Source organism: Enterobacter cloacae complex sp. IR5458, assembly GCF_049238025.1.
GTDB lineage: Bacteria > Pseudomonadota > Gammaproteobacteria > Enterobacterales > Enterobacteriaceae > Enterobacter > Enterobacter kobei.
This window is the reverse complement of record NZ_JBMKIF010000014.1, coordinates 17,038-43,531: the sequence shown is the minus strand read 5'-3', so window position 1 is coordinate 43,531 and position 26,494 is coordinate 17,038. Positions and strand designations below refer to the sequence as shown.

Genomic DNA, 26,494 nt, shown 5'->3' with positions numbered 1-26,494 from the left:
TGGGTAAACGGTAATGTACACCTGATATGTTGCCGGATAAATATGGTGAATAGAGGGTGGGTGGTTTTGAGATAATTCTGTAGTGAGCGGTTTTTTAAGATTATATTGAAGGGATTTTGTATTTATAACATTATGATATTTAAGTATTTTATTTTTATTGTGACAAATTTGTTTATATTTTTAATGAGGCCTGGAAGCATCAATTAAAGTACTTTCTTGTGCATGTTTGGGAAGTTTCATGACAAAAATTCTTAATGTTTAGCGAAGTGTCTTTTCTGAGATTGTTTTTTATTTATAATTAATGTCAGACATTGAATGATGGTCTACAGGAAGTCTTACTCATCAATGTGTGTATTGAGGGATGCTCAAAGCCAGAATACATTTGTCGTTAATATAACAGCGCTATAAAACGAAGGCGGCCTTCTCTCGGAAGGAGCGTTCTTGCTTTAATCTAAAAGGGATGGTTAGTGGCAACTTCAATAGTGTTAGTGACTCAGGATCGCTATCTTGTCAGGGGCATGAGGCTTTTTTTTCCAGATATTATCCTGCTCGACTCGATTGACAGAAACATATTTGATAATGGTGCCGACGAATACTCTGTATTGATTGATAGTCGTTCTCCGCTCCGTTTATATGATTACCTGATACGCCATCCGGCCAGAACAAGGAAAACGATCTGCTGCGTTATGCTGGATATGCGACATCGCGAAGAGAATCTACTCAGTATGAAGTTGTTTATGAACACGTCGCTCACCGCGCCGGATATGGCGTCGCTGTTTAATCTGGTGCTCAACATGAAGGGCAGGCGTCTGACAACCAAATGGCTGCTTAACTTACGGCTTAGCACGCACGAGGCGATCATGCTGCGGTTGCTGAGGGCAGGGATGTCGATGGAAGCCGTTGCCGATGAGCTGAATACGTCGGTGAAAAGCCTCTACCGCAAACGAACGGCGCTTTCGGAACGGCTGGGGGCGGAGAACTTCAATGAGGCGTGTTTGTTTATCTTTAAAAATAAACTGCTGGATGTGATTGGGAACGATCCCTGAATGCGTCAGAAGCTAAAAGCAAACACCCGCCACGAGGGCGGGTTCATTGAATGGATATAATTCAGAACGACCAGCGCAGATTCGCGTTAACCGAATTGACGCGGGTATCCGCACCATATTGCCCCTGATAACCCACATCCAGGGTCGCAGCACGCGATAGTTGTACGCTCACGCCGATATCGCCCACCATCACGTCCTCATCCACGGCCTGCCCCTGTGTAATGAACGCGTCGCTGCCCGCAAACGCCATGCGCGAAGAGGTATTCTTATCGCCATATGCGTGCTGCCAGCCTAACGAACCGTAGAGGTTAACGTTATTCGGCAGCTCGGTCACGCCACGCACCCCGAGGGTAGAATAGAAGGTGTTCATCGTTTCGTTATTTACGCTCAGCGCGGCAGCACCGCCGTCTTCCCTGAAACTGTCAGTATGCAGTCGAATCCAGGACAGGTTAATAAAGGGTTCAACATTCATCGCTGGCTGGCCGAAACGGTAGCCCGCTTCGGTGAACGCCAGCAGTGAGTTGGCGTCGTAATCCGACTTCAGCCGATCCGAGAAGCCGCTAAAATAAACATTTCGCTCGCCTTCGATCTTGTGCCAGGTGTAGCCCAGCGCACCGCGAAGAGAGAACGCATCCTGTTGACCTGCCGCATAAAGACCAAGGTGATAATTGTCGGTATTCGTTGAGGAACGACGGCTGTCGACGTCGTAATCACCGCGGCTGTAGCCGAAGTAGCCACCGACACGTACGTTATGGTCCGCCAGCTTGCGGTCCGCCCCCAGCAGGAAGCCAGTAGTGTTGCCGTCCAGCTTGCCCACATTACCGTCGCCGCTGTTTCGGCTCCAGGAGCTGAAGGTCTGGCCCCAGACGCCATTGTTTTGCGGTTCCGGCTGCTGCACCAGCGACATCGCTAACGGCGGTATCGGCAGGCTATCGTTATCAAACGCGCGCTGCATACGCTGGTTTAACACGTTAAACACCTGCGTGCTGCCGGCGATGAGATTGGACTGCATTGACGGATAAACTTCACCGGAAAGCTGGTTGAACGCCTCGCGCGCTTCCGGCGCGCTCAGCACCAGGAGAGAGTTATAAAGCGCCAGCGACGAGCCGCTTTGCGTCAGCGTGGAGAGCGCGCCAGCGGTATTCCACTGGTTGCTGCTTTTGGCCACGGTCTGGAAAATTCCCGGCTTGCCGCTGCCAGGATTTTCACCGCCCGGGTTCTCACCGCCGGGGTTTTCGCCTCCAGGATTCTCGCCGCCGGTCTCTTTCTGCGCGATGGTCAGATCAACGGCGTCGGTGCTCTGCTTGAGCGCCACGTCCAGGAAGGCGGATTTGGAAATCGCTCCGGCAAACTGACCGTCAATTCCCGCGTCGGAGGTTAAAATACGATAGCTTTGGCCTGTTTTGTAGCTGGTTTGAGGATCCAGCGCGGTGACCTGTACTTTAGCCTGATCGCTGATGGTCGTTTTGCCTGATACCAGTAGTTGGTCGCTGCGGCCATCACCGGCGATATCGACGTCATAGAAAGACTCGCCCACAAAATTCAGATACCGTTTCAGCGTCAACGTGCCGATGTCGCCATCCCCTGGAGAGATATGCCCGCCGGACAGGATCTCGGTCTGGCCCAGCGTGCCGTTCCCCCCCAGTGTGCCGCCGGCCTTGATTGACGCGGCGCTGCTGTAACCCTGCCCGTTGTTAACGTCGGATCCTGCCGTCGCGTTGAGGATCAGCGTACCGCCGTTCTCGGCGCTAAGGGTCTGAACATCAAAAATATCGTCTTCTGGCTGGGTGTTGATGTTGCTGGCAATAATGACTTTGCCACCACGCGCGGTCACGTTCGCCTGAAGGGCCGAAAGATCGCCGTTCAGCGTTGTCTGCCCGGAAGTATTGATCACCTCACCTTCGCCGCTCATTTTGTTGCTGAAGACGTAATTTTCGTTGGTATGGTTGAAGTAGACATAGCTGCCGAATAGCCCGCCCCGTAGGCTGATCGCCGTGTTCGAATCGAGGGTACCCGCGCCGCCGGCTGTGCCAAGTGTTGGCTCAGTCAAACCCGTGCCGGTGTCCATGTTGCCTCGGCTGCCGATGATTAGCGCGCCCCGGTTCGAGCCAGAACCCGATTCCCCCACGATCAGCGTATTGCTGCCAGCGGAAAATGAACCACCGTCTATAACCGACAGCACGCCATTGCCATAATCACCCACGCTCACATTACTGTCGCTGGTAAAACGCGAGTCTTTGCCCGCAATAACCAGCTCAGCAGTCTTCCTGGCCCCGGATACGCCCGCCACCTGCACGCCTCCAACGGTAACTGCCCCGCCGTTCAGCACGTCCAGATCGCCATAAAGCGACAGCGTACGGCCAACATTCCACTGGGAACCGCTCCCCGTGACGGTGGCTTTCGGGCTCAGCGTGTCGGTTTCATCCGGCCCGGTACCATTCCCAATGCGCGCATCATAGGCGGTACTGAGCGCGGCGCCGTCTTCAATCAACAGCGTGGATCGTGCACCCAAATCGGTGCCTACGCTAAGAAAGTTACTGGTCACACGAGACCCGGCGCCCGTGGCGATAAGGTGGCTATCGTAGCCGCGGGTGGTGCCGACAACGATCTCCTTTGCGCTGGCGAGCGCGCCCTCTTCGACGCGGAGGGTGCCGAGGCCAAGATTGAGGTCGCCGCGCAGGACGTATTGATCGTTCACTGCGTTAAGTTCTGCGTTTGGCCCACGGACCGTGACCATGCTTTCATAAATTTGCCCGTCGAACAGCCGACCGATATTGATGTTATAGGCGGTGATTTTGCCATTATCGATCAGCAGGTTTCCGCGTTGATTACGTCCAACGTAAACATCTCCGGTATAACCCAGCGTGTCGGTAATACGCGAGTCGCCATCAAAAATTGCATCCGCTGCACGTGCGAAATCGGCAGGTGAAAGCAGTAACAGCGGAGCGGAAAATAGAGCGAGGTAAAGTCTGGAAAGCGGCGTCTTAACCGCTAGCAGATGCGATGTAGAGTTATTCACGGGCTATCTCCGTACTCATTAGCGTGATGTCGGGAAAATCGTTTTTATATGAAAACTCAGATACGTGAGAAAATGTAAAAGGCGTTATTTATGTACGCCTTTTAATTTGGGGTTAATTATTTATGTGTGACAACAGGTGTACAGGTTGGCGCGCTCAGCGTCGGTGCGGATCCCAAAATCCCGGGCATCATCATCGATGAGCAATCGAAAATACGCCCTTTTTCCGTCGTAGCGCGATAAGATAGTTTTTGCCCTCCCAGTGCGTCAGGTTGGGCGCCATTAACATTGGTCACTGTTATTTCATCCGATGAGCCCAGACCCAGCATTTTAGCGGTCTCTGCCTGCAGCAGTGGAATGGCCTGATCGGTTTTCAGCGTGGAACAACCGGCCAGCATCAACGTAACGGTTAAAAATATTAGTGGTTTTTTCATAAATTATCCTTTATATCCAATCAGTTAATTTCACTGATTGTATTTATGTTTTCTATTACCCAAATCAGCGAATAATATATTTCCCTTTCCTAATCGAAAAAACCCTCCTAAAGTAGGGTGGGTAGATAATAATTCATCCGTACTCTCAGAGATGCGAAGGTAAAAGGAGGACCCTTTGGGACAGAATTATGCGTTGGTCGTTGATGACCATCCATTGGTAGCAAGCGGCATCGCCAATTTTCTGATTACACAATGCCGATTTAAGCAGGCGTATGTGGTGACGAATGAGGAGGATTGCTACCGTCAAATTAGGGATAATGGCCCGCCCCGTTTGCTGGTAATCGATTTTTGGCTTTCGTCCGGAACAGCATTGAAATTACTCAAAGAGATAAAACAACTTTACCCACAGGTGCGGCTCCTGGTGGTTAGCGGGGACGACAATAATGATCTCTGGCGGAAAATTCACGCTGCCGGGGGACATGGTTTTGTATTGAAAAGTGAGCCTCCTGAAATTTTCTCACAGGCTGTTTTTGCACTCGCTGATAATCAGACCTGGTTTCCTGAGGGAAACGAATTTTCCGTGAATAAGAATAATGAAAAACTCAATAAATTTAACTTAACGCCGCGGCAAATAGATGTGTTAAATATGATTATGCGCGGTCTGCCGAATAAACGCATCGCCGCACAGCTTTCAATTTCAGAACCCACAGTCAAAGAACACATCAGCAATATTTTGAAAAAGATTGGTGTTAACAGTCGGGTCGAAGCCATCACGCTTCTGCATGGCAAACAGGAACCGTCGGAATGAGATTTTTCCTGAGCTTACAAAACGATGGGATCTCTCCTGCTGCGCAGATCCGTTTGTTAAACAATACCTTTCTGCGGCTGGTATTCAGTTTTAGCGCAGTGCCCTTTGTCGGTATTCCTTTTGCCATCTGGATTTATATGCTTGGGGATGACCTTGGCCCAACGATAACCTGGATTATTATTTATCTGATATGCGCTGTGGCGATACGAATATTGCATCGACGCTATCAGCGCGAAGCGAAAGAATATGTTGAAAAGGACCTCCTGCAACGCTGGCTTCCGCGCATTAATAATGTCGCCTTTATTCACGGACTGGGAATTTCATCACTCTATTTAATTACTCCTAAAACGCAGAACTTTGACTTTTTCCTGCTACTGAATATCAGCATCGCCGCTATCGTCGCGGCCAATGCGACGCATCTGACCCCGGTTATTAGCACCTTTACGCGCTTTTTCTTCGCCTCGTGGGGGGTACTGAACCTCGGTATTATCTGGCGACTGGATGAGCTGATGTTCATCGTACTGATGCTGAACCTGCTTTACGGCTTTGCGATTTACCGCCATGCGTTAACTTCACATGCGTTCTTTATTCAGCAGGCGCTGCTTGAGGAAAAAAGCTCACGCCTGGCGGAACAGTTTCGTCAGGCCAAAGAGGACGCGGAGCAGGCTCTACTGGATAAAAATCAGTTTCTGACAACCGCCAGCCACGATCTTCGCCAGCCCGTACACGCCATGGGTTTTCTGATTGAAGCCATCCTCCACCGAAACCGCGACGACAGCCTGACGCCGCAACTCCTTGACCTGCAGCAGAGCATTCGTTCCGTACATTTGATGCTCAATTCCCTGCTCGATCTCAGCAAAATTGAATCCGGGAATGTACTCTCTGCTCCTGCCAAAGTGGATATCGGCGTTCTGCTCGACTCGGTGATCACACTGTTTCGCGAAGAGGCCAACAGCCGAGCCCTGCGACTGTACACCTGGCGACCAAAACGTCGCATTTACGTGATGGGCGATCCGCTGCTGGTGCGACAATCCCTGATTAACCTGATTCAAAACGCCCTTCGCTACACGCTACGGGGCGGCGTGCTGGTCGCCATTCGACCGCGCGGTGACGAGTGTATGGTGGAGGTGTGGGATACGGGGGTCGGTATCGCCGATGATGAGAAGGGCAAAATCTTTTCACCCTACTACCGCCCCGAGCTGGCCTGGAAGATCGACAGCGCCGGACACGGGTTGGGGCTGGCCGTCGTTGCTCGTTGTGCCAAGCTGATGAAGGTGAAGTACGGGATGCAATCCATTGAAGGTAAAGGCTCACGATTCTGGATGCGTTTCACCCAATTTGCTGGTGAAGAGATCGCACCGGACTCCTCGCCCGCTTATGACCACGCAGCCACGTCGGTGCGCTATGCGCCGCTGCAGGGTTCCTGCCTGGTCGTCGATGACGACCCGCTGGTGACATCAGCCTGGGAGAGCCTGATGAGCATCTGGGGAATCAACGTGCGCTGTGCGGCCTCCGCTGAAGAGGCATTCGCCATAATCGACGACGGCTTCACGCCGTTCGCCGTGCTGTGCGACCAGCGCCTGCGATCCGGCGAAAGCGGGTTCGACATCCTGAAAGCGCTTTTTGAACGTCTGCCGGATATGAGCGGCGCGATAGTCAGCGGCGAATTTAATTCACCGGTTCTGCTGGAAGCTGAGCAGGAAGGGTACCTGGTGCTGCGCAAGCCGCTGGAGCCGGCGAAACTGCATGCGCTGCTGACGCAGTGGTCCGGGTGTCATGGATAAAAGAGAGTGTAGAAGTATTGATTTTGGCGGGCTTAGAATGCAAAAACGGACCTCCGTGGAGGTCCGTTGATATAAATTTGGTGCCCGGACTCGGAATCGAACCAAGGACACGGGGATTTTCAATCCCCTGCTCTACCGACTGAGCTATCCGGGCAACGGGGCGCATTAAACCTGATCTGCTTCCTGCCGTCAACGAAAAATGTTGTTTTCGTTACGGACTGCGCAATCTCTCGCCATTTCGCCGCACTCTTAAGCGAAAAAGCGCGTCCAGAGCGCTGAGAGCGGCATGGCGATCAGCAGCGCGGGCAGCATATTCACCACGGCAAACATCTTAATCCCGCAGATGCGTAACCCGGTCGCCAGCAACAGCAGGCCGCCGACGGCAGTAAAGTCCGCCATCATTGCCGGCGTAGTCAGCGGGAGTATCAGCGCGGCGCAGGTGGCGAGAGCCAGCTGAATCAGCAGCATCGGGACGCAAATTGCCGCGACGGCGATACCGAGCGTGGTGGCAAAAATGGTGGCGGTGAAGAAATCGAGAAACGCTTTCGCAATTAATATGCTCGGATCGCCCGTCATCCCTTCCTGCATCGAACCGAAAATCCCGGTGCCGCTGGCACAAAACAGAATAATGATCGCAACGTAGTTCTGAATAAACGACTCGTGCGAACCGTTTTTCGCCTTACCGGGTCGGGCAATCAGGTTTTTGGCTTTGCCTACCGCGTTATTGATGCCTTTTTCCAGATAGCAAAATTCGCCAATCAGCGCACCGAGCAGCGTTGCCAGCACCATGACGGGCAGGTTGGCGCATTTGATGACTAAAAGGATGCCGATGCCCAGCGAGGCCAGGCCAAAAATAGACGGCATGGAGGTACGAATACGCTCCGGTAGCCGCTGGCTTAACACGCCGCCAAGTATGCCGCCCAGCAGCACTGCGCCGGCGTTGATAAAGGGTCCAATTACCACCGCTAACTCCTGTTACTTAATCATTGGTATTGCATGATTATGACACGCAAAGCGGGCATTACGCTTAGCTTTGGAAGGTTTTGTGCATATTGATTCCTTCTTGCACCTCAAAATAAAAGGTGACATTATTGCGCGAATTTTCTCCTCCCTGTCTCACCGTTCGGTGAGGGTAACTAGCGCCTATGAAAACCATGAAAATTGCCGTCAGCCGCGAGCTGCTCTCCACTGTCTCAACCCACCGTGAAAAGGTGACGCTGGATAACACGGATTTTACCGATGTGGCGGCAGTCGTCATGACAACTGCTGAAAGTCGCAGCGGTATTCTCGCGTTGCTGAAACGCACGGGCTTTCAGTTACCGGTGTTTATTTTCTCGCAGGAGCAAACGGACGTGCCTGACGGTGCTACCGCGGTCATCTCGGGGAAAGCGCAGGAGTTTCTGGAACTGGAGACTGCTGCCAGCCGTTACGAAGAGAATCTGTTGCCGCCGTTTTTCGACACCCTGAGCCAGTACGTGGAGATGGGTAACAGCACCTTCGCCTGTCCTGGTCACCAGCACGGGGCGTTTTTCAAAAAGCATCCGGCGGGACGACAGTTCTTTGATTTCTTCGGTGAGAACGTGTTTCGTGCCGACATGTGCAATGCTGACGTAAAACTCGGGGATTTACTGATCCACGAAGGGTCCGCCAAGCATGCGCAAAAGTTCGCGGCGAAAGTGTTCAATGCCGATAAAACCTACTTCGTGCTGAACGGCACGTCGGCGGCCAACAAGGTGGTGACCAACGCGCTTCTGACCCGCGGCGACCTGGTGCTGTTCGATCGCAATAACCATAAATCTAACCACCACGGGGCGCTGATTCAGGCTGGGGCCACGCCGGTTTATCTTGAGGCTGCGCGTAATCCATTTGGCTTTATTGGCGGGATTGACGAGCACTGTTTTGATGACGCGTACCTGCGCGATCTTATCCGCGAGGCTGCGCCGGAGAAAGCCGACGAGGCGCGTCCGTTCCGCCTGGCGATCATCCAGCTTGGCACCTATGACGGCACGATCTACAACGCCCGTCAGGTGATCGACAAGATCGGCCATCTGTGTGATTACATCCTGTTTGACTCTGCCTGGGTGGGCTACGAGCAATTTATTCCGATGATGGCGGAAACGTCTCCGCTGTTGCTGGAGCTGAACGAGAACGATCCTGGCATTTTTGTGACCCAGTCGGTGCATAAGCAGCAGGCCGGGTTCTCGCAAACGTCGCAGATCCATAAAAAGGATAACCACATTCGTGGCCAGGCGCGGTTTTGCCCCCATAAGCGGCTGAACAATGCATTTATGCTTCACGCCTCCACCAGTCCGTTTTATCCGCTGTTTGCAGCGCTGGATGTGAATGCCAAAATTCATGAAGGCGAGAGTGGGCGCAGGCTGTGGGCGGAGTGTGTTGAGCTGGGCATTGAGGCGCGCAAGGCGATCATTGCCAACTGCCATATGATTAAGCCGTTTATCCCGCCGGTGGTGGCGGGGCGGCCGTGGCAGGATCATCCGACGCACGCCATTGCCAGCGAGCGCCGCTTCTTCAGCTTCGAGCCGGGGGCGAAATGGCACGGGTTTGAGGGCTATGCCCGCGAGCAGTACTTTGTCGACCCGTGCAAGCTGCTGCTGACCACGCCGGGTATTGATGCGGAAACCGGGGAATATACCGGGTTCGGCATTCCGGCGACCATTCTTGCGCACTACCTGCGCGAAAACGGCATCGTGCCGGAGAAATGCGATCTCAACTCAATCCTGTTCCTGCTGACGCCAGCTGAAAGCAGCGAGAAGCTGGCGCAGCTGGTGGCAATGCTGGGACAGTTCGAGCAGCATATTGAAGACGATACGCCGCTGGCGGACGTACTGCCGACTATCTACCAGAAATACCCGGTGCGCTACCGGGATTACACCCTCCGCCAGTTGTGTCAGGAGATGCACGATCTTTATGTCAGCTTTGACGTAAAAGATCTGCAGAAGGCGATGTTCCGCAAAGAAAGCCTGCCTGAGGTGGTGATGAATCCACAGGACGCGAACCAGGCCTACATTCGCGGTAACGTGGAGCTGGTGCGCATACGGGATGCCGAAGGGCGGATTGCTGCCGAAGGGGCGCTGCCCTATCCGCCTGGCGTGCTGTGCGTGGTGCCGGGTGAAGTCTGGGGCGGGGCGGTACAGCGTTACTTCCTGGCGCTGGAAGAGGGCATCAACCTGCTGCCGGGCTTCTCGCCGGAGCTGCAGGGGGTATACAGCGAGAAGGATGCGGACGGGATTAAACGGCTGTATGGGTATGTGTTGAGGTAGTGCGGGCTGCTGCCCTCACCCTAACCCTCTCCCACAGGGAGAGGGAACGTTTCATCAAACCGCACTACGCTTGTACATCCTCCTTGGATGCCCAATCTTCCCGTACAGCATCTCCACGCTCAGAAACCCCGCCTCCACGCAGTGCTCCAGATAGCGCCGGGTAGTGGTTTTACTCAACCCCGTTTCGCTCACCACCTCATCCACGGTAAAGCAGTGCGTCGCCTTGTCGTTGAACAGCGCCTGCACCCGGGCCAGCGTATTCTCCTCAATCCCTTTGCTGCCGTTGTCCTGGCGGTAGTTCTTCGCCTGGAGTTGATACAGTGAATCGACGTTTTGCTGATCGACAATCTTCCAGACGCGCTGCTGTTCGGCAAATTGCACAAAGCGCTCCAGCGACTGGCTGAGGCGCTTCCAGGAAACCGGCTTAAGGATATAGTCAAACGCGCCGTTGCGGATGGCCTGGCTGCAGGTGTCCATATCGCTGGCGGCGGTGATGAAAATCACCGAGCAGTTGGCGCGGGTCAGCATCGGGTTACTGATAAGGGTGATGCCTTTGCCGTCCGGCAGATAGTTATCCAGCAGCATCAGCTGAGGCTGTTTACGCTCAAGCTGAACCTGCGCGTCGGCCAGTGACGAGGCAATCCCCACCAGTCTCAGACGCGGGTGTTTGCTGATGAGCTCCGCGTGCAGCTGTGCCAGTTCGTTCTCGTCTTCAACAATCAGTACGTCGATAAGTTCATGTTGCATAGTCGGTGTCTTCCAGTTGCCGGACGGTTCCCGAGGCCGGGATAAACAATGAGAAAATGGCGCCGCGTGGGGTATTATCGGCAACTTCTATCGCGCCGCCAGCCTGCGTAACGTAGCTTTCGATCAGATACAGACCAATCCCATGATCGCCGCGTGTTTTGGTGGTGATGCCGCGTTCAAAGATCCGCTCACGGATCTCCGGTTTAATGCCTACGCCCTGGTCGGCGACTTCAATAATCAGCTCCTGCTCGCTGAGTTTTATCAGCACTTCCACCGGCGTATGGGGAAGCGGCGAGCGCTGTGTTGCTTCGATGGCGTTATCCAGCAGGTTACCAATAATCGAAATCAACTCTTGCTCCCCAAGCGGCAGGAACGGCTTATCCAGCCGACAGGCCGGGTCGAAACTCAGCTCGACGCCTTTTTCCCGCGCGCGGGCGGCTTTTCCCAGCAGCAGGCCACACAGGGTGGGGGAACTGAAGCGCGACGAGATAAAGTCCAGCAGCTCCTGGGCATGTTCCGACTGCGCCTGTATGTAGCCAATCGCCTCCTCATAGCGGCCCATATGCAGCAGGCCGGAGAGGGTGGTCATCCGGTTTAACTGCTCGTGGCGCATAATGCGCAGGTTATCGACATAGCGTTTTACCTGGCTGAGCTGGGCGCTCAGAGAGTCGATTTCGTTGCGATCGCGGAAGGTGATCACCCAGCCCTGCAGCGAGCCCTCAAGCATGATGTGAACCCGGCTGGCAATCACCGTGAGATCGTTAAAACGGCAAATCTCATCGTGGGTATCTTTAGCCAGCATCGTCTGCGTGTCGAAGAACGGGACCGGGTCGATCACCTGGCTTATCAACTGCCCGCGCAGTTCACGCGCCGGCTGGCTCAGCCCCAGCAGTTTGCGCGCCGCCTGGTTGATCACTTCTATGCGCCGTTCGTTATCAATGGCAATCACCCCTTCGTAGATAGATTCCATCATCGCCTTTTGCTGACGTACCAGCAGGCCGATTTCTCGCGGTTCGAGGGAGAAGATCTGCTTCTTTATACTGCGGGTAAAGAACCAGGAGAAGATAAAGAGGGCCAAAAGCAGCAGCACGGCGGCAATCAGGATATTGACCACTTTACTGACGGTAATGGTATCCAGGTAGCTGGTGAGATAGCCCACGGAAACAATGCCAACCACCTGCCCGGCATCGTTGAAGATAGGGGCTTTACTGCGCAGCGAAATACCCAGTCCGCCTTTACGGATGGTTGTCGTGCTTTTCCCCTGCAGGACGGCCTCATTGTCGCCGCCAACCAGCGTCGTGCCCACTCTGTCGGCAAAGACGGAATGAAAAAGGTGCTTTCCCGTGTTATCTCCAATGACAATAAAGCTGGCATCGCTATGGGCAGCCATTTTCTGCATAAAATCATGGATCGCGGTGATATCTTTTTGTTCAACTTCATTGCGTAATGACGGAATAAGCGCAATCTCCTCCGCCTGTATTTTTGCGCGCGCACTCATTTCCTGATAAAGCTGCTTACCGACATCGGCATAATAATATCCGCCCAGCAACGCAAAAAGCACTGAGAAAAAGGCAACCAGCGAAATAAACAACTTAATCTGGAAAGAGACTTTCATAACTATCACGCAAGGTAGCGACAAAGAACGCCAATATATCATCTTTTTTTCTGTGGCTGCCTGCGCTTTGCCGAAAACTTGTGATCCCTTGCACAGCGGGTGCTGTAAAAGATTTATCCTGAGGGCTTACCTCGTTCAGGCTATATGAATAAATGTTATTTGTTTGTTCAATTCAGAAAAGAAACCATAAAAACCACGATAATAAATAAGGCATAAATCACATTAAATAAAAGAAACCATTAAAACCATAGTGGCCATTAAAACTTCGCTTTTAATATGTCATCCCTCACATAAAGTAAGCCTTTGTGACTCTAAGCTGAACGCACAAAATAACCAAGGGGCTTATTATGAGCACAACTGACGATTCTTTCTCTGTTACCCACGACCCGATTGAAATTCAGCGACCCTCGCTCAAAGAGCGTTGGTGGCATATTATGGATACCTGGAAAATCGGGATTATCCCTCTGCCGCTGTTTGTTCTGGCGGGCGCACTGATTGCGATTGATTGTCTGGGCGGAAAGCTGCCGAGCGACATCGTGGTGATGGTAGCGACCCTGGCCTTCTTCGGCTTTGCCTGCGGTGAGTTTGGCAAGCGCCTGCCGATTGTCGGCAAGCTCGGTGCGGCGGCGATTTGCGCCACCTTTATCCCTTCCGCGCTGGTCTATTACGGCCTGCTGCCGGATGTGGTGGTCGAGTCCACCACGAAGTTCTATAAATCCACCAATATTCTCTATCTTTACATCTGCTGCATTATCGTCGGCAGCATCATGAGCATGAACCGCACAGTGCTGATTCAGGGCTTCCTGCGCATCTTCTTCCCGATGCTGTGCGGTGAAATTGTCGGCATGCTGGTGGGGATGGGCGTTGGTCTCGCGCTGGGCCTGGAGCCGTTCCAGATCTTCTTCTTTATCATTCTGCCCATTATGGCGGGCGGTGTCGGGGAAGGCGCAATTCCGCTTTCCATCGGTTATGCCACCCTGCTGCACATGGACCAGGGCGTAGCGCTCGGCCGCGTGCTGCCGATGGTGATGCTCGGCGGTCTGACCGCGATCATTATCTCCGGTTGCCTGAACCAGCTTGGTAAGCGCTACCCGCACCTGACCGGTGAAGGCCAGCTGATGCCTAACCGCGCCAATGCCGATACCACCGTCTCTCAGCCTGCGTTCTCTGGTAAAGCGGACGTGACCACAATCGCCTCTGGCGCTCTGCTGGCGGTGCTGCTCTACATGCTGGGCATGCTCGGCCACAAGCTCATTGGCCTGCCAGCCCCGGTCGGCATGCTGTTTATGGCGGTGCTGGTGAAGCTCTGCAACGGCGCCTCTCCGCGCCTGCTGGAAGGTTCGCAGGTCGTCTACAAATTCTTCCAGACTTCCGTGACCTACCCCATCCTCTTCGCCGTCGGCGTGGCTATTACCCCGTGGCACGAACTGGTGGCGGCGTTCACCGTCAGCAACCTGCTGGTGATTGTCAGCACCGTTTCTGCGCTGGTGGCGACCGGCTTCTTCGTCGGCAAAAAGATCGGTATGCATCCGATTGATGTCGCCATCGTCTCCTGCTGCCAGAGCGGGCAGGGCGGTACCGGCGACGTGGCGATCCTGACCGCAGGCAACCGCATGAGCCTGATGCCGTTCGCCCAGATTGCTACCCGTATCGGCGGAGCGATTAACGTCTCTATCTCTCTGCTGATTCTGGGCAACTTCCTCGTTTAAGTTTTCAGGAAAGAACAATGAAACTCGCAAGCTTTTTATACCAGGGAAAACGCAGCTACGGCATCGTCCAGGCCGACGGCGTGATTGATTTAGGCCGCCGTCTCGGCGACCGCTACAGCGACCTCAAGGCGCTGCTGCAGGGCAACGGGCTGGCACAGGCCACCCGCTACCTGAACGACGCGGTGGACGTGCCGATGAGCGCTATCACCTTCTTACCGGTGATTGAGCAGCCGGAAAAAATTCTCTGCGTGGGCATGAACTACGCCGACAAGCGCAAGGAGTTTGACCAGCATAACCCGGCCCCGACGCTGTTTGTCCGCTTCCCGGATTCACAGACCGGCCATAACGAACCGGTGCTGAAGCCGCGCCACTCCAGTGAATTCGACTACGAAGGCGAGCTGGCGGTGATCATCGGCAAAGGTGGGGAGAACATCAGCCGCGACGACGCGCTGCGCCACGTGGCGGGCTACAGCTGCTACATGGACGGCTCCGCCCGTGACTGGCAGCACACCTGGTTTACCGCCGGAAAAAACTGGCGTCAGACCGGTGCGTTTGGCCCCTGGATGGCGACGGCGGATGAGATCCCGGATCCGCACCAGCTGGCAATCCGCACCTGGCTGAACGGCCGCATGGTGCAGGAAGACAACACCAGCAGCATGATCCACAAGGTTGCGGAGCTGATCGAGTACATCAGCACCTTCACCCGCCTCAGCCCGGGCGATGTGATCATCACCGGATCCCCGGGCGGGGTGGGGAAAAAGCGTAACCCGCCGCTGTTTATGAAAGAGGGCGATCGCATTGAGGTGGAGATCGAGCATATCGGTCATCTGAGCAACGTGATCGTAGAAGCGCCCGCCGTCGGGCTTGCGGCAGCACACTGAGTAAAACGGCATGAACAGTCAACCCATCGATTTTCGCCACACTCTGGTGGCGAAGCATCCGGAACGCTTAAGCCAGATCCGCTACCTGCTGGCAGACAGCGGCCTTGGCCTGGACAACGACATCACGCTGTTTGTCGAAGCCTGGTCCGGCTCGCAGCTGGTGGGTTGCGCAGGGCTTGCCGCCAACGTCATCAAATGCGTGGCGGTCAACGAGCAGCTTCGCGGCGAGAACCTCAGCGCGCGGCTGCTGGCTGAGGTGGAAAATGCGGCGCTGGAGCGCGGCCATTTTCATCTCTTCCTCTGCACCCGTCCGTGCAACCGGGAGCGCTTTGCCCGCAGTGGCTTCTGGCCGATTGCCCAGAGCGGAAACAACGCGGTGCTGATGGAGAACACCCCGCAGGGGATCGAACGCTACTGCCGTTCCCTGCGCGCGAAGCGCAAAAGCGGGGAGAACATTGGCGCGATAGTGATGAACGCCAATCCTTTCACCCTCGGCCATCGCCATCTGGTGGAGCAGGCGGCGCAGCAGTGCGATGCGCTGCATCTCTTCGTGGTGCGTGAAGATGCGTCGTTCTTCCCGTTTAGCGCGCGCATTGAGATGGTGCGGGCGGGCGTGGCACAACTGCCGAACGTGGTGGTGCATGAAGGCTCGCAGTACATCATCTCCCGCGCCACCTTCCCGGCCTACTTCCTGAAGGAGACCGGCAAAGTGCAGCAGGCGTGGAGTGAAATCGACGTGCTGATTTTCCGCGACTTTATTGCCCCGGCGCTGGGCATCACTCACCGCTTCATCGGCTCGGAGCCCTTTTGCGATATCACCCGGCAGTACAACCAGACGCTGCACGATCTGCTGGCCTCGCATATTGAGGTGGTGGAAATGCCGCGCATCAAGGCCACCGGCAACGCCATTTCCGCGTCCGAAGTGCGCCGTTTACTCAAGGCACAGCAATTTTCCCGGATCCGGGAGATTGTCCCGGACTCCACCTTCGCGCATCTCGAAACGCATTACCGTGCGAGTGCCGAAGTCGCATAACTACCAGGAATTTATCATGAATATTGTAAGGGAGGCGCTGGCCGGCACGCAGGAGTCCAGCGACCTGATGGTGAAAATCGCTCCCGCTCACGGCGAGCTGGAGATAGTCATCCACAGTGAAGTGATTAAGCAGTTTGGCGAGCAGATTCGCCAAGTGGTCAACGACACATTGCGCGCCATGAACGTGCACCAGGGACTCATCATTATTGAAGATAAAGGGGCGCTGGACTGTGTTATTCGCGCCCGCCTGCAAAGCGCGCTGATGCGTGCCGCCGATGATCAAACCATCAACTGGGGGGCGCTGAAATGAGCAAACTCCGCCGCAGTATGCTGTTCCTGCCGGGCGCCAACGCCGCCATGCTTTCCACCGCCTTTATCTACCGGCCTGATTCCATCATGTTTGACCTGGAAGACGCCGTTGCCCTGCGCGAGAAAGACACCGCGCGCATGCTGGTGTTCCACGCGCTACAGCACCCGATGTATCAGGATATCGAAACCGTGGTGCGCATTAACCCGCTGAGCACGCCGTTTGGCCTGCTGGATCTGGAAGCCGCCGTGCGGGCGGGCGTGGACGTGATTCGCCTGCCGAAAACGGACACCCCGGACGATATCTACGAGCTGGAGGGGCACCTGGCGCGTATTGAACGCGAGTGCGGCCGCGAAGTCGGCTCTACCCGCGTCATGGCGGCGATTGAATCGGCCATTGGCGTGATAAATGCCGTGGCGATTGCCCGCAGCTCCCCGCGCCTCATCGGCATCGCGCTGGCCGCCTTTGATTATGTGATGGATATGCAGACCGAGCGCGGCGACGGCACCGAGCTGTTCTACGCCCGCTGCGCCGTATTGCACGCCGCCCGTGCGGCGGGCATCGACGCCTTCGACGTGGTGTGGTCAGACGTTAACGACGAGGCCGGGTTCCTGCGCGAGGTCGATCTGATCCGCAAGATGGGCTTTAACGGCAAATCGCTGATTAACCCGCGCCAGATTGACCTGCTGCATAACGCTTACGCCCCGACGCAGGAAGAGGTGGAACACGCGAAGCGAGTGATTGAGGCGGCAGAAGAGGGCGAGCGTAACGGCCTGGGCGTGGTGTCGCTCAACGGCAAAATGGTGGATGCACCGATTATTAACCACGCGCAGGTGGTGCTGGAGCGCGCGGCGGCCTCCGGCGTGCGTCGGTAAGGATGACAGAATGAACCAGACTGAACTTCTCCATATGAATTTCCCCCATCTGCGGGGCTTAAAACCGTTTGATACCGCCCACAGCGCGACGCCGTGGCTGGCGGATGCTGACGCGAAGCACAGCCGCAAACTCTGCGCCTCCGTTGAAGAGGCGGTGAAGCGCTGCGGCCTGCAGGACGGGATGACCATCTCTTTCCACCACGCGTTTCGCGAAGGCGACCGGGTGATCAACACCGTCGTGGCGCTGCTGGCGCGAATGGGTTTCAAAAACCTGACGCTGGCCTCCAGCTCGCTGATGACCTGCAATGACGCGCTGATCGAGCATATTGAAAGCGGCGTCATCACCCGGATTTACACCTCCGGAATGCGCGGCAGGCTGGCGGATGCCATCTCCCACGGGCTGATGGACGAGCCGGTGCAAATTCACTCCCACGGCGGGCGCGTAAAGCTCTTGCAGGACGGCGAGCTGAATATCGACGTGGCGTTTCTCGGCGTGCCGTGCAGCGATGAGTTTGGCAACGCCAACGGCACCCACGGTAAATCCTGCTGCGGCTCGCTGGGCTACGCCATGGTGGATGCGCACTTTGCCCGCAAGGTGGTGCTGCTGACCGAAGAACTGGTGCCGTTCCCCAATATGCCTGCCAGCCTGGTGCAGGACCAGGTGGACTACATCGTGCAGGTTGAGAGCGTCGGTGACCCGGCGAAAATCAGCGTTGGCGCGGCGCGCGTCACCAGCAACCCGCGCGAGCTGATGATCGCCCGCTATGCGGCGGACGTGATTGAACATTCCGGCTACTTTAACCCGGGCTTCTCAATGCAGACCGGCTCCGGCGCGGCGGCGACCGCCTGCACGCGTTTTATGGAAGAGAAAATGGAGCGCAGCGGCGTGAAGGCGCGCTTCGCGCTTGGCGGCATCACCGGCAGCCTGGTGGATTTGCACGAGAAGGGGCTCATCGAAAAGCTGCTCGACACCCAGTGCTTTGACGGCCAGGCGGCGGCGTCTCTGGCGCGCAACCCGAACCACGTGGAGATCTCCACCAATGTTTACGCCAACCCCGGCAGCAAGGCGGCAAGCTGCGACCAGCTCGACGTGGTGATCCTCAGCGCCCTCGAAATCGACGTTGATTTCAACGCCAACGTCATCACCGGCTCCGACGGCGTGATGCGCGGCGCGTCCGGCGGACACTGCGACGTGGCCGCTGCGGCGAACCTCACCATCGTCGTTGCGCCGCTGCTGCGCAGCCGCATTCCGACGGTCGTGAAGCGCGTCACCACGCGCCTCACGCCGGGTGAGAGCATCGACGTGCTGGTCACCGATCACGGCATTGCGGTTAACCCGGCGCGCCCGGAGGTGCGTGAGCGGCTGATGGCTGCCGGGCTGAAGATTGTGGATATCAACGCGCTCTATGAACGGGCGATATCGCTGACGGGCGTACCGAAGCCGATTGAGTTTACCGACAAAATCGTCGGGGTGATCCGCTACCGCGACGGCAGCGTGATCGACACAGTGCGACAGGTGAAGGAGTGATTATGACAGTAGCGACACCCGTGCGGACGGGTGTCAGCCTGGACGAACTGCTGGCGGCGAAAGAGCGCCGCGCAGCGCGTCAGGCTGACATGCTTGAGCACTATCAACAACCGGTGATTTCCCTCACGCTGGTCACGCCAGGGGAAATTAAAGACAGCCTGCGCTATCGCAACACCATGGGCGTAGCGCTCCAGACGTGCGACCAGCTGCTATGGGAGAACCGCTGGCAGGTGCTGGACCGTCAGGTGCTGTGGCTTCCGACCGGGCCCGAGGCCCTGTGGTGCGTGGCTCATCCGGCAGCGGAAATTAAAGCGCACTGCGCGGATCTGGAGCAGACGCACCCGCTCGGCAGGCTGTGGGATCTGGATGTTATCTGCCCTCAGCATGGCCACGTCGGGCGTCATTCGCTGGGGGCAAATCTCAGACGCTGCCTGATCTGCGACGAACCTGCGCATGCCTGTTCCCGCTCGCGGAACCATCCCGTTGAGCAGGTGGTTTCCCGGGTGGAGAAGATGATTGATGACTGGTTTGCTCGCGACTAAACCCCGCATTGCGGACGTGCCCGCGCTTGCCGAAGCGGCACTGTGGCAGGAGCTGGAGCTGACGCCCAAACCGGGGCTGGTGGACAAGCTCAATAACGGTTCCCACCGCGATATGGACCACGCGCTGTTTGCCCGCAGCATTGCGGCGATTACGCCGTGGTTTGCGCGTTTTGCCGAGCTGGGTAGTGCGCATGTGGATAAACCTGCTGACGCACAGCTACGGATTATCCGCCCAATGGGGATGGCCTGCGAGCAGGCGATGTACGCCGCGACGAACGGAGTGAACACCCACAAGGGCGGGATTTTTGCCCTGGGTTTACTGTGCTTCGCCGCCGGGCGTGTGAACAATCTTTCTGCGGACAGCCTCTGTTGTGAGGTGGGTAACATCTGCCGCGGGCTGGTGTCGCGAGAGTTGGCCGCGCGCAGCGGGCAGGCGACGGCGGGCGAGCGGCAGTTTCAGCAGTACGGCTTAACCGGCGCGCGCGGTGAGGCGGAAAGCGGCTTTGCCACGGTGCGTAAGGCGTTGGCTCAGTGGAACGGACGGTCGCTTCACAGCCTGCTGTTACGCCTGATGTCAGTCAATCAGGACAGCAATCTGGTGTCGCGCGGTGGCATGGAAGGGCTGCGCTACGTTCAGGACTACGCGCGGGAATTGCTGGCTAACGGCTGGGACCGCGAAGCGTTGCTTAAAATGGATATCGCATTGATAGAACGCAATCTGAGTCCGGGCGGCAGCGCGGATTTGCTGTCGGTGGGGTGGGTGCTGTCTGGAATAAAATAGCCGGGTGGAGGCTTCGCCTTACCCGGCCTACGGTTGGGTTTTGTAGGCCCGGTAAGCGTTAGCGCCACCGGGCACAACACACCAAAGATTAGTGCGCGATCGGCTGCGCACCGTTCGGCACACGCACGTGCTTGTACTTGAACAGCGCGATGAACGCGAAGAACAGCACCAGCGAGTATGCGGCGAAGATCAGCCACACCGGCTGCCAGTTGGTGATGCCGTTGGTGGTGTACATCTCTACCACTTTACCGCTCACCACGCCGCCCAGAATACAGCCGAAGCCGTTGGTCATCATCAGGAACATGCCCTGAGCGCTGGCGCGGATTTCAGGCTTCACTTCTTTTTCCACGAATACGGAACCGGAAATGTTGAAGAAGTCGAAGGCACAACCGTAAACAATCATCGACAGCACCAGCAGTACGGTGCCGAATGCGCTCGGGTCGCCGTAGGCGAACAGACCAAAGCGCAACATCCATGCCGCGATACTGATCAGCATGACGTTCTTGATGCCGTAGCGGCTCAGGAAGAACGGGATGGTCAGGATGAACAGCGTCTCAGAGATCTGAGAGATCGACATCATCACCGACGCATGCTCAACGATAAAGCTTCCGGCAAACAGCGGATTGTTATCGAAGCTGTGCAGGAAGGTGTTGCCGAACATGTTGGTGATCTGCAGCTCTGCGCCCAGCAGCATGGAGAAGATAAAGAAGATCGCCATCCGTTTGTTTTTAAACAGCGCGAACGCGTCCAGACCGAGCATGGTGCTCCAGCTCTGGTTTTTCTGCTGGTTTGAAACCGGAATGGTTGGCAGCGTCAGGGTGAAGATCGCCAGCAGCACGGAGAGCGCGGCACCGATGTAGAGCTGCATATGGCTCAGTTCAAAGCCTGCGAAGCTCACGCCCCACATTGCCATGATAAAGCCGATGGTGCCCCAGATACGGATTGGCGGGAAATCGGTCACGATATCCATCCCGGCAGATTTCAGGCGGTAGTAAGAGATGGTGTTGATCAGCCCAAGCGTTGGCATATAGGCCAGCGAGTTAAGCAGGATCACCATAAACATTGCCCCTGGCGTGGTCACTTCGGCCGCCATAAACAGCGTCCCCGCGCCCACCAGATGGCAAAGCATGTACAGCCATTTCGCACTTAACCATTTATCCGCCACGATACCGAGCAGTGTTGGCATGAAGACCGCCGCGATACCCAGCGAGCTGTAGACGGCACCGATTGACGCACCATCGAACTTGAGCGTCACAAACATATAGGAGCCGAGTGTAGTCAGCCAGCTACCCCACAGGCAGAACTGCAGAAACGACAATATTTTAAGCTGCAGCTTAAGGTTCATGTTACTTTCCTCACAAGTGAGCGGGAGATATGTTGTTTTTGGAACATTCAGGGTTGTTATTTGATGCAATTCTATCAGTTGGCAACGATATGTTTTGTTACCTCCCGCAAAAAAATGCAATCCACATTAATTTGCAGTTTGGATTGTGATGCAAATAACATTTTCGTATGGGTGTTCAAGTCCCCTCTCCCTTTTGGGGAGAGGGTTAGGGTGAGGGGGAGTTTTTTAGCGACGACGATAGTTCTTCTGCGCCGTATTGACCTTATACAGATAGCGGCGGGACTCCGCTGATGGGTGGCGGGTGGTGAGGGTTGAGTAAACATCCCCCGGCGCCATGCTGTTGATGATGTTTGCGGCCTGCACTTTGTCGTTCGAGAAGACGCGCAGCACGCTGCCCGCGCCGCCGTTATAGGCGGTGATTACGGCATAGCGGCGTGAGGTCGGGTTATCGATGCCGCCGAGATAGACATTGTTCAGCATCGCCAGATAGGCCGTGCCGGTATCAATGTTGCTCTGGGGATCGAACAGATAGCTACGGCTCGGCGTGCCGGATTTGCCCTGCGCGCGGAAGACATCTTTACCGGCGCTGTGCTGGACTACCTGCATCAGCCCCAGGGCGTCGGAACGGCTAACTGCGTAAGGGTTGAACGACGATTCGGTCTGCATAATCGCCAGGATCAGCGACTCATCCACGCCGTACTTACGTGATGCCTGACGCACCATGCCAAGATACTTATGCGCACGCTTGTCGAGGTGGTTCGGCACGAGGTTGATGGTGACGCTATAAATTATCTTCAGGCCGTTAGAGCGGCTCTTCAGTCGCGTCTGCAGCAGATAGTCGGCAAATTTCGTGGCGCGACCTTCCCAGCGGATTGGCTGGCCGGTTTGATCGACAACCTGACCGTACAGGAACGGCTCTTTCGAGATGGTGATATCGTCGGCATCGGAGTAGAGATCGATAGATCCCGGGTCGTCACCCATCAGCAGGGTTTTGATAATCGCCTGACGCAGTCGTGCCGCAGGGTCAGTACCCGCGATGGTTTCAATGGTGATCGTACCCTCATCAAAGTTGATGTGGCTACGGGTCAGATAGGCGTCGGTGTACTTAACGTAGTCCTTCGGTCCGGCAATAAGAACTTCGTTAAATCCCCATATGTTTTCGATGTTGTGGGCAAACTGCCCCATCAAAATGTCAAAACCGTTGGTGTCCTTGATCCAGGCTTCGTTGTAATCATCGCCTTTTTTTGACGAACAGGAGACCAGCAACGGCGCAACAAGGGCTAGCGCTAAAAGTTTTTTCATCATTCCGGGCGTGCGTGTTGTGTTTGCTTAGTCGTTGCTATTGCCCGGCGGCGCTTCGCTTGCACGGGCCTACGGTTTTGTAGGCCGGGTAAGCGAAGCGCCACCCGGCAACAGCCGCTCAATATTATTTTTCTGGGGGCGTATAGCCTTCGATGTGCACGTCTTTGCCTTCAAACAGGAAGTTCACCATCTCCTGTTCCAGCAGCTTGCGGTGTTCCGGGTTCATCATGCTGAGCTTTTTCTCGTTAATCAGCATGGTCTGCTTTTTCTGCCACTGTCCCCAGGCTTCTTTGGAGATCTCGTTATAAATGCGTTTACCCAGATCACCCGGATAAAGCTGGAAATCCTGGCCTTCAGCGTCACGCTGCAGGAAAGTACAAAAAATCGTTCTGGCCATACTCATTCCTCTTTTTCTTGTCGATGCTAAACCATTGCACCGGCACGTAATTGCTGTAACAGGCGCTCCACGGGAGCCGCCAGCCCGACTGATGGCGGTTGCGCTAAGTTATACCAGAGAGCGGTGCCTTCATCCATGCACGAGGCAAATGAGGACACGGGAAGCCACATCGGCACAATATCCAGGTGGAAATGGCTGAAGGTATGGCGAAACGCGGTCAGCTGCGTCAGGTTATCGGCAGCAATACCGCGCTGTTTAAGCCATTCACGCAGCAAATCTTCATCTTCAAACTGTGGGAAGCAGTATAGACCGCCCCACAGGCCGCTCGGTGGACGCTGGGCCAGGAACACCTCGTCGCCGTGCTGCATCAGCAGCATGTAACCGGTGCGCTCCGGTAGCGTCTGCTTCGGTTTTTTCCCCGGGTATTGCGACCACGAATGGTTAGCGTAGGCCACGCAGAGAGTATTGAGCGGGCAGAGTTCGCACTTGGGTTTTGAGCGCGTGCAAACCATCGCACCCAGATCCATCATCGCCTGGTTAAAACGTTCGACGCCGTTGGCCGGGGTAACCGCTTCACTGATCTCCCACAGACGTTTCTCAACCTCTTTTTTACCGGGCCAGCCGTCCACGGCATAGCAACGTGCCAGCACGCGCTTCACGTTGCCGTCGAGGATCGGGAAATGCTTACCCAAAGAGAGAGAGAGAATGGCTCCCGCCGTAGAACGCCCGACGCCGGGTAAATCTGCCACTTCATCGAAAGTTTCCGGGAATTTACCGTTGTGGCGCGTGGCGACCTGCTGCGCGGCCTTGTGCAGATTACGCGCGCGGGCGTAATAGCCCAGGCCTGTCCACAGGTGCAATACCTCGTCCAGCGGGGCATTCGCCAGGTCTGTCACCGTCGGGAAGCGTGCCATAAAACGCTCAAAGTATGGGATCACCGTGGCGACCTGCGTTTGTTGCAACATCACTTCGGAGAGCCATACTTTGTAAGGCGTTTTTTCAATTTGCCAGGGCAGGGTTTTACGCCCGTATTTGTCGTACCAGTCCAGCACCTGGGCTGAAAATTGAGAGGCTTGCATGGTCATCGATTCACATAATCAGGGACGCAGATTGCAGCACAGCGTCAATCTGCTGTAAACCGGATCTTTCCCATGCTTGCATAGACGCCTTAACTTTGGATAATGCCCGTTTCCCGAACATTCTCACAAGCAGACAACTCTTTTATGAAAAACGACGTCATTTCACCGGAATTTGATGAAAACGGTCGCCCGCTGCGCCGTATTCGCAGCTTTGTCCGTCGTCAGGGCCGCCTGACAAAAGGGCAGCAACATGCGCTGGACAACTACTGGCCGGTGATGGGCGTTGAGTTCAGCGAGCAGCCGCTGGACTTTGCCGGGCTGTTTGGCCGCGAAGCGCCAGTCACGCTGGAGATTGGTTTTGGTATGGGCACCTCTCTGGTGACCATGGCGCAAGCTCGCCCGGAGCAGAACTTCCTCGGTATTGAAGTGCACTCCCCGGGCGTCGGCGCGTGTCTCGCAACTGCCCATGAAGAGGGTGTAGAGAACCTGCGCGTAATGTGTCATGACGCGGTGGAAGTGCTGCACAAAATGATTCCTGACAATTCTTTAACCATGGTTCAGCTCTTTTTCCCTGACCCGTGGCACAAAGCACGTCATAATAAACGCCGTATCGTTCAGGCACCGTTTGCCGAGCTGGTGAAAAGCAAGCTGAAACTGGGCGGCGTCTTCCATATGGCGACCGACTGGGAACCTTATGCGGAACATATGCTGGAAGTGATGTCGTCTCTGGACGGGTATAAAAACCAGTCTGAAAGCAACGACTATGTTCCGCGTCCGGATTCACGTCCGGTAACGAAATTTGAACAGCGTGGCCATCGTCTTGGTCACGGTGTATGGGACTTAATGTTCGAGAGGGTGAAATAATGGCAAAGAATCGTAGCCGTCGTCTGCGTAAAAAAATGCACATCGAAGAATTCCAGGAAGTGGGTTTCTCCGTTGCGTGGCGTTTCCCGGAAGGCACCAGTGTAGAACAGATCGATCAGGACGTGGATGCCTTCATCAACGACGTGATTGAGCCCAACAAGCTGGCCTTCGACGGTAGCGGTTACCTGGCGTGGGAAGGTCTGATCTGCACCCAGGAAGTGGGTAAATGCACCGAAGAACATCAGGCGCTGGTTCGTAAATGGCTTGAAGACCACAAGCTGGAAGATGTCCGCGTCAGCGAACTTTTCGACGTTTGGTGGGACTAATAAAGCAAGTACGGGGCCAGCATTAGCTGGCCCATTTTGTCTGAGGGAGTGTTTAAGATGCGCAAAACGTTGCTGGCTGTTGCTTTGATGGCAACCGGATTCACCGCCCATGCGGAGTATAAATGTAGCGTCACCCCGCGTGATGACGTGGTGTTAAGCCCGCAAACCGTGCAGGTCAAAGGCGAGAACGGCAATCTGGTGATTACGCCGCAAGGGAACGTCACCTTTAACGGCAAAGAGTACAATCTGACAGCCGCACAGCGTGAGCAGGCGAAAGACTATCAGGCCGATTTGCGTACCGCGCTGCCATGGATTAATGAAGGAGCCCTGACGCGCGTCGAAAAAAGCCGTGTTGCACTGGATAAGATCATTACCAAAGAGGTGGGGGAGAGCAGCAATATGCGCTCCCGCCTGACGAAGCTCGATAAGCAGCTCAAAGAGCAGATGAACCGGATTATCGAGACGCGCTCTGATGGCCTGACGTTCCACTACAAGGCGATTGATCAGGTCCGTGCTGACGGACAGCAGCTGGTGAACCAGGCGATGGGCGGCATCCTGCAGGACAGCATCAACGAGATGGGGGCTAAAGCGGTCCTGAAGGGCGGCGGTAACCCGCTGCAGGGCGTGCTGGGCAGTCTGGGTGGCTTGCAGACCTCAATTCAGAACGAGTGGAAGAACCAGGAAGATGATTTCCAGCAGTTCGGCAAAGACGTGTGTAAACGCGTGGTGTCGCTGGAAGATAGCCGGAAGGCGCTGGTGGGGACGTTGAAGTAATCCTCTGTGCGCTGGGCCCC

At 55.6% G+C, this 26,494-nt stretch carries 24 protein-coding genes and 1 tRNA gene; 15 read left to right on the top strand and 10 right to left on the bottom strand.

The window, feature by feature from the left end:
• Nucleotides 1-518 precede the first annotated feature (518 nt).
• Complete coding sequence (locus ACOTYN_RS13195) at nucleotides 519-1,046, top strand: helix-turn-helix domain-containing protein (protein ID WP_045134821.1); 528 nt, start codon at nucleotides 519-521, stop codon at nucleotides 1,044-1,046.
• Nucleotides 1,047-1,107: 61 nt separating this feature from the next.
• Here the strand turns inward: ACOTYN_RS13195 and ACOTYN_RS13190 are convergent, their stop codons facing one another.
• Nucleotides 1,108-4,065 carry an autotransporter outer membrane beta-barrel domain-containing protein gene (locus ACOTYN_RS13190; RefSeq protein ID WP_071922897.1) on the bottom strand — a complete coding sequence of 986 codons (2,958 nt, stop codon included), beginning with the start codon at nucleotides 4,063-4,065 and terminating at the stop codon, nucleotides 1,108-1,110.
• Between the two features lie 116 nt (nucleotides 4,066-4,181).
• Nucleotides 4,182-4,496 (bottom strand): lipoprotein, encoded by a 315-nt coding sequence (locus tag ACOTYN_RS13185; RefSeq protein ID WP_047344503.1) that lies wholly within the window; start codon nucleotides 4,494-4,496, stop codon nucleotides 4,182-4,184.
• 175 nt (nucleotides 4,497-4,671) lie between these two features.
• Here ACOTYN_RS13185 and ACOTYN_RS13180 point away from each other — a divergent pair, with 175 nt between their 5' ends.
• Nucleotides 4,672-5,304, top strand: a complete 633-nt coding sequence (locus tag ACOTYN_RS13180; protein ID WP_047344502.1) for a LuxR C-terminal-related transcriptional regulator — start codon at nucleotides 4,672-4,674, stop codon at nucleotides 5,302-5,304.
• Nucleotides 5,301-7,088 carry a hybrid sensor histidine kinase/response regulator gene (locus ACOTYN_RS13175; RefSeq protein WP_071922898.1) on the top strand — a complete coding sequence of 596 codons (1,788 nt, stop codon included), beginning with the start codon at nucleotides 5,301-5,303 and terminating at the stop codon, nucleotides 7,086-7,088. Before ACOTYN_RS13180 ends, ACOTYN_RS13175 begins: the two co-directional genes overlap by 4 nt.
• A gap of 78 nt (nucleotides 7,089-7,166) precedes the next feature.
• On the opposite strand, the gene ACOTYN_RS13170 is transcribed toward ACOTYN_RS13175, so the two are convergent.
• Together ACOTYN_RS13170 and ACOTYN_RS13165 are read right to left on the bottom strand one after the other, a co-directional pair.
• Nucleotides 7,167-7,242, bottom strand: a tRNA-Phe gene (locus tag ACOTYN_RS13170).
• A 95-nt stretch (nucleotides 7,243-7,337) separates the two neighbouring features.
• Nucleotides 7,338-8,051 (bottom strand): DUF554 domain-containing protein, encoded by a 714-nt coding sequence (locus tag ACOTYN_RS13165; RefSeq protein WP_023331294.1) that lies wholly within the window; start codon nucleotides 8,049-8,051, stop codon nucleotides 7,338-7,340.
• A 182-nt stretch (nucleotides 8,052-8,233) separates the two neighbouring features.
• Here ACOTYN_RS13165 and ACOTYN_RS13160 point away from each other — a divergent pair, with 182 nt between their 5' ends.
• A complete protein-coding gene (locus ACOTYN_RS13160; protein ID WP_332958006.1) occupies nucleotides 8,234-10,369 on the top strand; it encodes an ornithine decarboxylase in 2,136 nt (711 codons plus the stop codon).
• Nucleotides 10,370-10,423: 54 nt separating this feature from the next.
• On the opposite strand, the gene ACOTYN_RS13155 is transcribed toward ACOTYN_RS13160, so the two are convergent.
• Both ACOTYN_RS13155 and ACOTYN_RS13150 read right to left on the bottom strand, forming a co-directional pair.
• Entirely contained in the window at nucleotides 10,424-11,116 is a 693-nt protein-coding gene (locus tag ACOTYN_RS13155; RefSeq protein ID WP_023337769.1) for a response regulator, read from the bottom strand.
• The gene (locus ACOTYN_RS13150; protein WP_071922899.1) at nucleotides 11,106-12,731 is read right to left on the bottom strand and encodes an ATP-binding protein; all 1,626 of its coding nucleotides are present in this window, start codon (nucleotides 12,729-12,731) and stop codon (nucleotides 11,106-11,108) included. The genes ACOTYN_RS13155 and ACOTYN_RS13150 overlap by 11 nt, the downstream gene beginning before the upstream one ends.
• Before the next feature lie 347 nt (nucleotides 12,732-13,078).
• Here ACOTYN_RS13150 and ACOTYN_RS13145 point away from each other — a divergent pair, with 347 nt between their 5' ends.
• Genes ACOTYN_RS13145 through citG form a run of 8 tightly spaced genes read left to right on the top strand, consistent with a single transcriptional unit; the run spans nucleotide 13,079 to nucleotide 20,387 of the window.
• Nucleotides 13,079-14,440, top strand: a complete 1,362-nt coding sequence (locus tag ACOTYN_RS13145; protein ID WP_014885210.1) for a 2-hydroxycarboxylate transporter family protein — start codon at nucleotides 13,079-13,081, stop codon at nucleotides 14,438-14,440.
• A 17-nt stretch (nucleotides 14,441-14,457) separates the two neighbouring features.
• Nucleotides 14,458-15,321, top strand: a complete 864-nt coding sequence (locus tag ACOTYN_RS13140) for a fumarylacetoacetate hydrolase family protein (protein ID WP_045134818.1) — start codon at nucleotides 14,458-14,460, stop codon at nucleotides 15,319-15,321.
• 10 nt (nucleotides 15,322-15,331) lie between these two features.
• The gene (gene citC, locus ACOTYN_RS13135) at nucleotides 15,332-16,354 is read left to right on the top strand and encodes a [citrate (pro-3S)-lyase] ligase (RefSeq protein WP_047028062.1); all 1,023 of its coding nucleotides are present in this window, start codon (nucleotides 15,332-15,334) and stop codon (nucleotides 16,352-16,354) included.
• 16 nt (nucleotides 16,355-16,370) lie between these two features.
• Entirely contained in the window at nucleotides 16,371-16,664 is a 294-nt protein-coding gene (citD, locus tag ACOTYN_RS13130; protein ID WP_014885207.1) for a citrate lyase acyl carrier protein, read from the top strand.
• Entirely contained in the window at nucleotides 16,661-17,536 is an 876-nt protein-coding gene (gene citE / locus ACOTYN_RS13125; protein WP_014885206.1) for a citrate (pro-3S)-lyase subunit beta, read from the top strand. Before citD ends, citE begins: the two co-directional genes overlap by 4 nt.
• A 10-nt stretch (nucleotides 17,537-17,546) precedes the next feature.
• A complete protein-coding gene (citF, locus tag ACOTYN_RS13120) occupies nucleotides 17,547-19,064 on the top strand; it encodes a citrate lyase subunit alpha (RefSeq protein ID WP_332957996.1) in 1,518 nt (505 codons plus the stop codon).
• Nucleotides 19,065-19,066: 2 nt separating this feature from the next.
• Nucleotides 19,067-19,606 (top strand): citrate lyase holo-[acyl-carrier protein] synthase, encoded by a 540-nt coding sequence (gene citX, locus ACOTYN_RS13115; protein ID WP_023338783.1) that lies wholly within the window; start codon nucleotides 19,067-19,069, stop codon nucleotides 19,604-19,606.
• Complete coding sequence (gene citG, locus ACOTYN_RS13110; RefSeq protein WP_332957992.1) at nucleotides 19,584-20,387, top strand: triphosphoribosyl-dephospho-CoA synthase CitG; 804 nt, start codon at nucleotides 19,584-19,586, stop codon at nucleotides 20,385-20,387. Before citX ends, citG begins: the two co-directional genes overlap by 23 nt.
• An 88-nt stretch (nucleotides 20,388-20,475) precedes the next feature.
• Here citG and ACOTYN_RS13105 read toward each other — a convergent pair whose 3' ends face one another.
• The 4 genes from ACOTYN_RS13105 to mutY form a co-directional block, all read right to left on the bottom strand.
• Nucleotides 20,476-21,732 carry a nucleoside permease gene (locus tag ACOTYN_RS13105; RefSeq protein ID WP_014885202.1) on the bottom strand — a complete coding sequence of 419 codons (1,257 nt, stop codon included), beginning with the start codon at nucleotides 21,730-21,732 and terminating at the stop codon, nucleotides 20,476-20,478.
• 225 nt (nucleotides 21,733-21,957) lie between these two features.
• Entirely contained in the window at nucleotides 21,958-23,034 is a 1,077-nt protein-coding gene (mltC, locus tag ACOTYN_RS13100) for a membrane-bound lytic murein transglycosylase MltC (RefSeq protein WP_014885201.1), read from the bottom strand.
• A gap of 124 nt (nucleotides 23,035-23,158) precedes the next feature.
• The gene (locus ACOTYN_RS13095; RefSeq protein ID WP_003862425.1) at nucleotides 23,159-23,431 is read right to left on the bottom strand and encodes an oxidative damage protection protein; all 273 of its coding nucleotides are present in this window, start codon (nucleotides 23,429-23,431) and stop codon (nucleotides 23,159-23,161) included.
• A 26-nt stretch (nucleotides 23,432-23,457) separates the two neighbouring features.
• Complete coding sequence (mutY, locus tag ACOTYN_RS13090) at nucleotides 23,458-24,510, bottom strand: A/G-specific adenine glycosylase (RefSeq protein ID WP_014885200.1); 1,053 nt, start codon at nucleotides 24,508-24,510, stop codon at nucleotides 23,458-23,460.
• A gap of 144 nt (nucleotides 24,511-24,654) precedes the next feature.
• Between mutY and trmB the strand changes: the two genes are divergently transcribed.
• From trmB to ACOTYN_RS13075, 3 genes are read left to right on the top strand one after another with little or no spacing between them, the layout of a single operon-like run.
• Complete coding sequence (trmB, locus tag ACOTYN_RS13085) at nucleotides 24,655-25,374, top strand: tRNA (guanosine(46)-N7)-methyltransferase TrmB (RefSeq protein WP_014885199.1); 720 nt, start codon at nucleotides 24,655-24,657, stop codon at nucleotides 25,372-25,374.
• Nucleotides 25,374-25,700 carry a YggL family protein gene (locus tag ACOTYN_RS13080; protein WP_014885198.1) on the top strand — a complete coding sequence of 109 codons (327 nt, stop codon included), beginning with the start codon at nucleotides 25,374-25,376 and terminating at the stop codon, nucleotides 25,698-25,700. The genes trmB and ACOTYN_RS13080 overlap by 1 nt, the downstream gene beginning before the upstream one ends.
• A gap of 57 nt (nucleotides 25,701-25,757) precedes the next feature.
• Nucleotides 25,758-26,474 carry a DUF2884 domain-containing protein gene (locus tag ACOTYN_RS13075; protein WP_014885197.1) on the top strand — a complete coding sequence of 239 codons (717 nt, stop codon included), beginning with the start codon at nucleotides 25,758-25,760 and terminating at the stop codon, nucleotides 26,472-26,474.
• Nucleotides 26,475-26,494 lie beyond the last annotated feature (20 nt).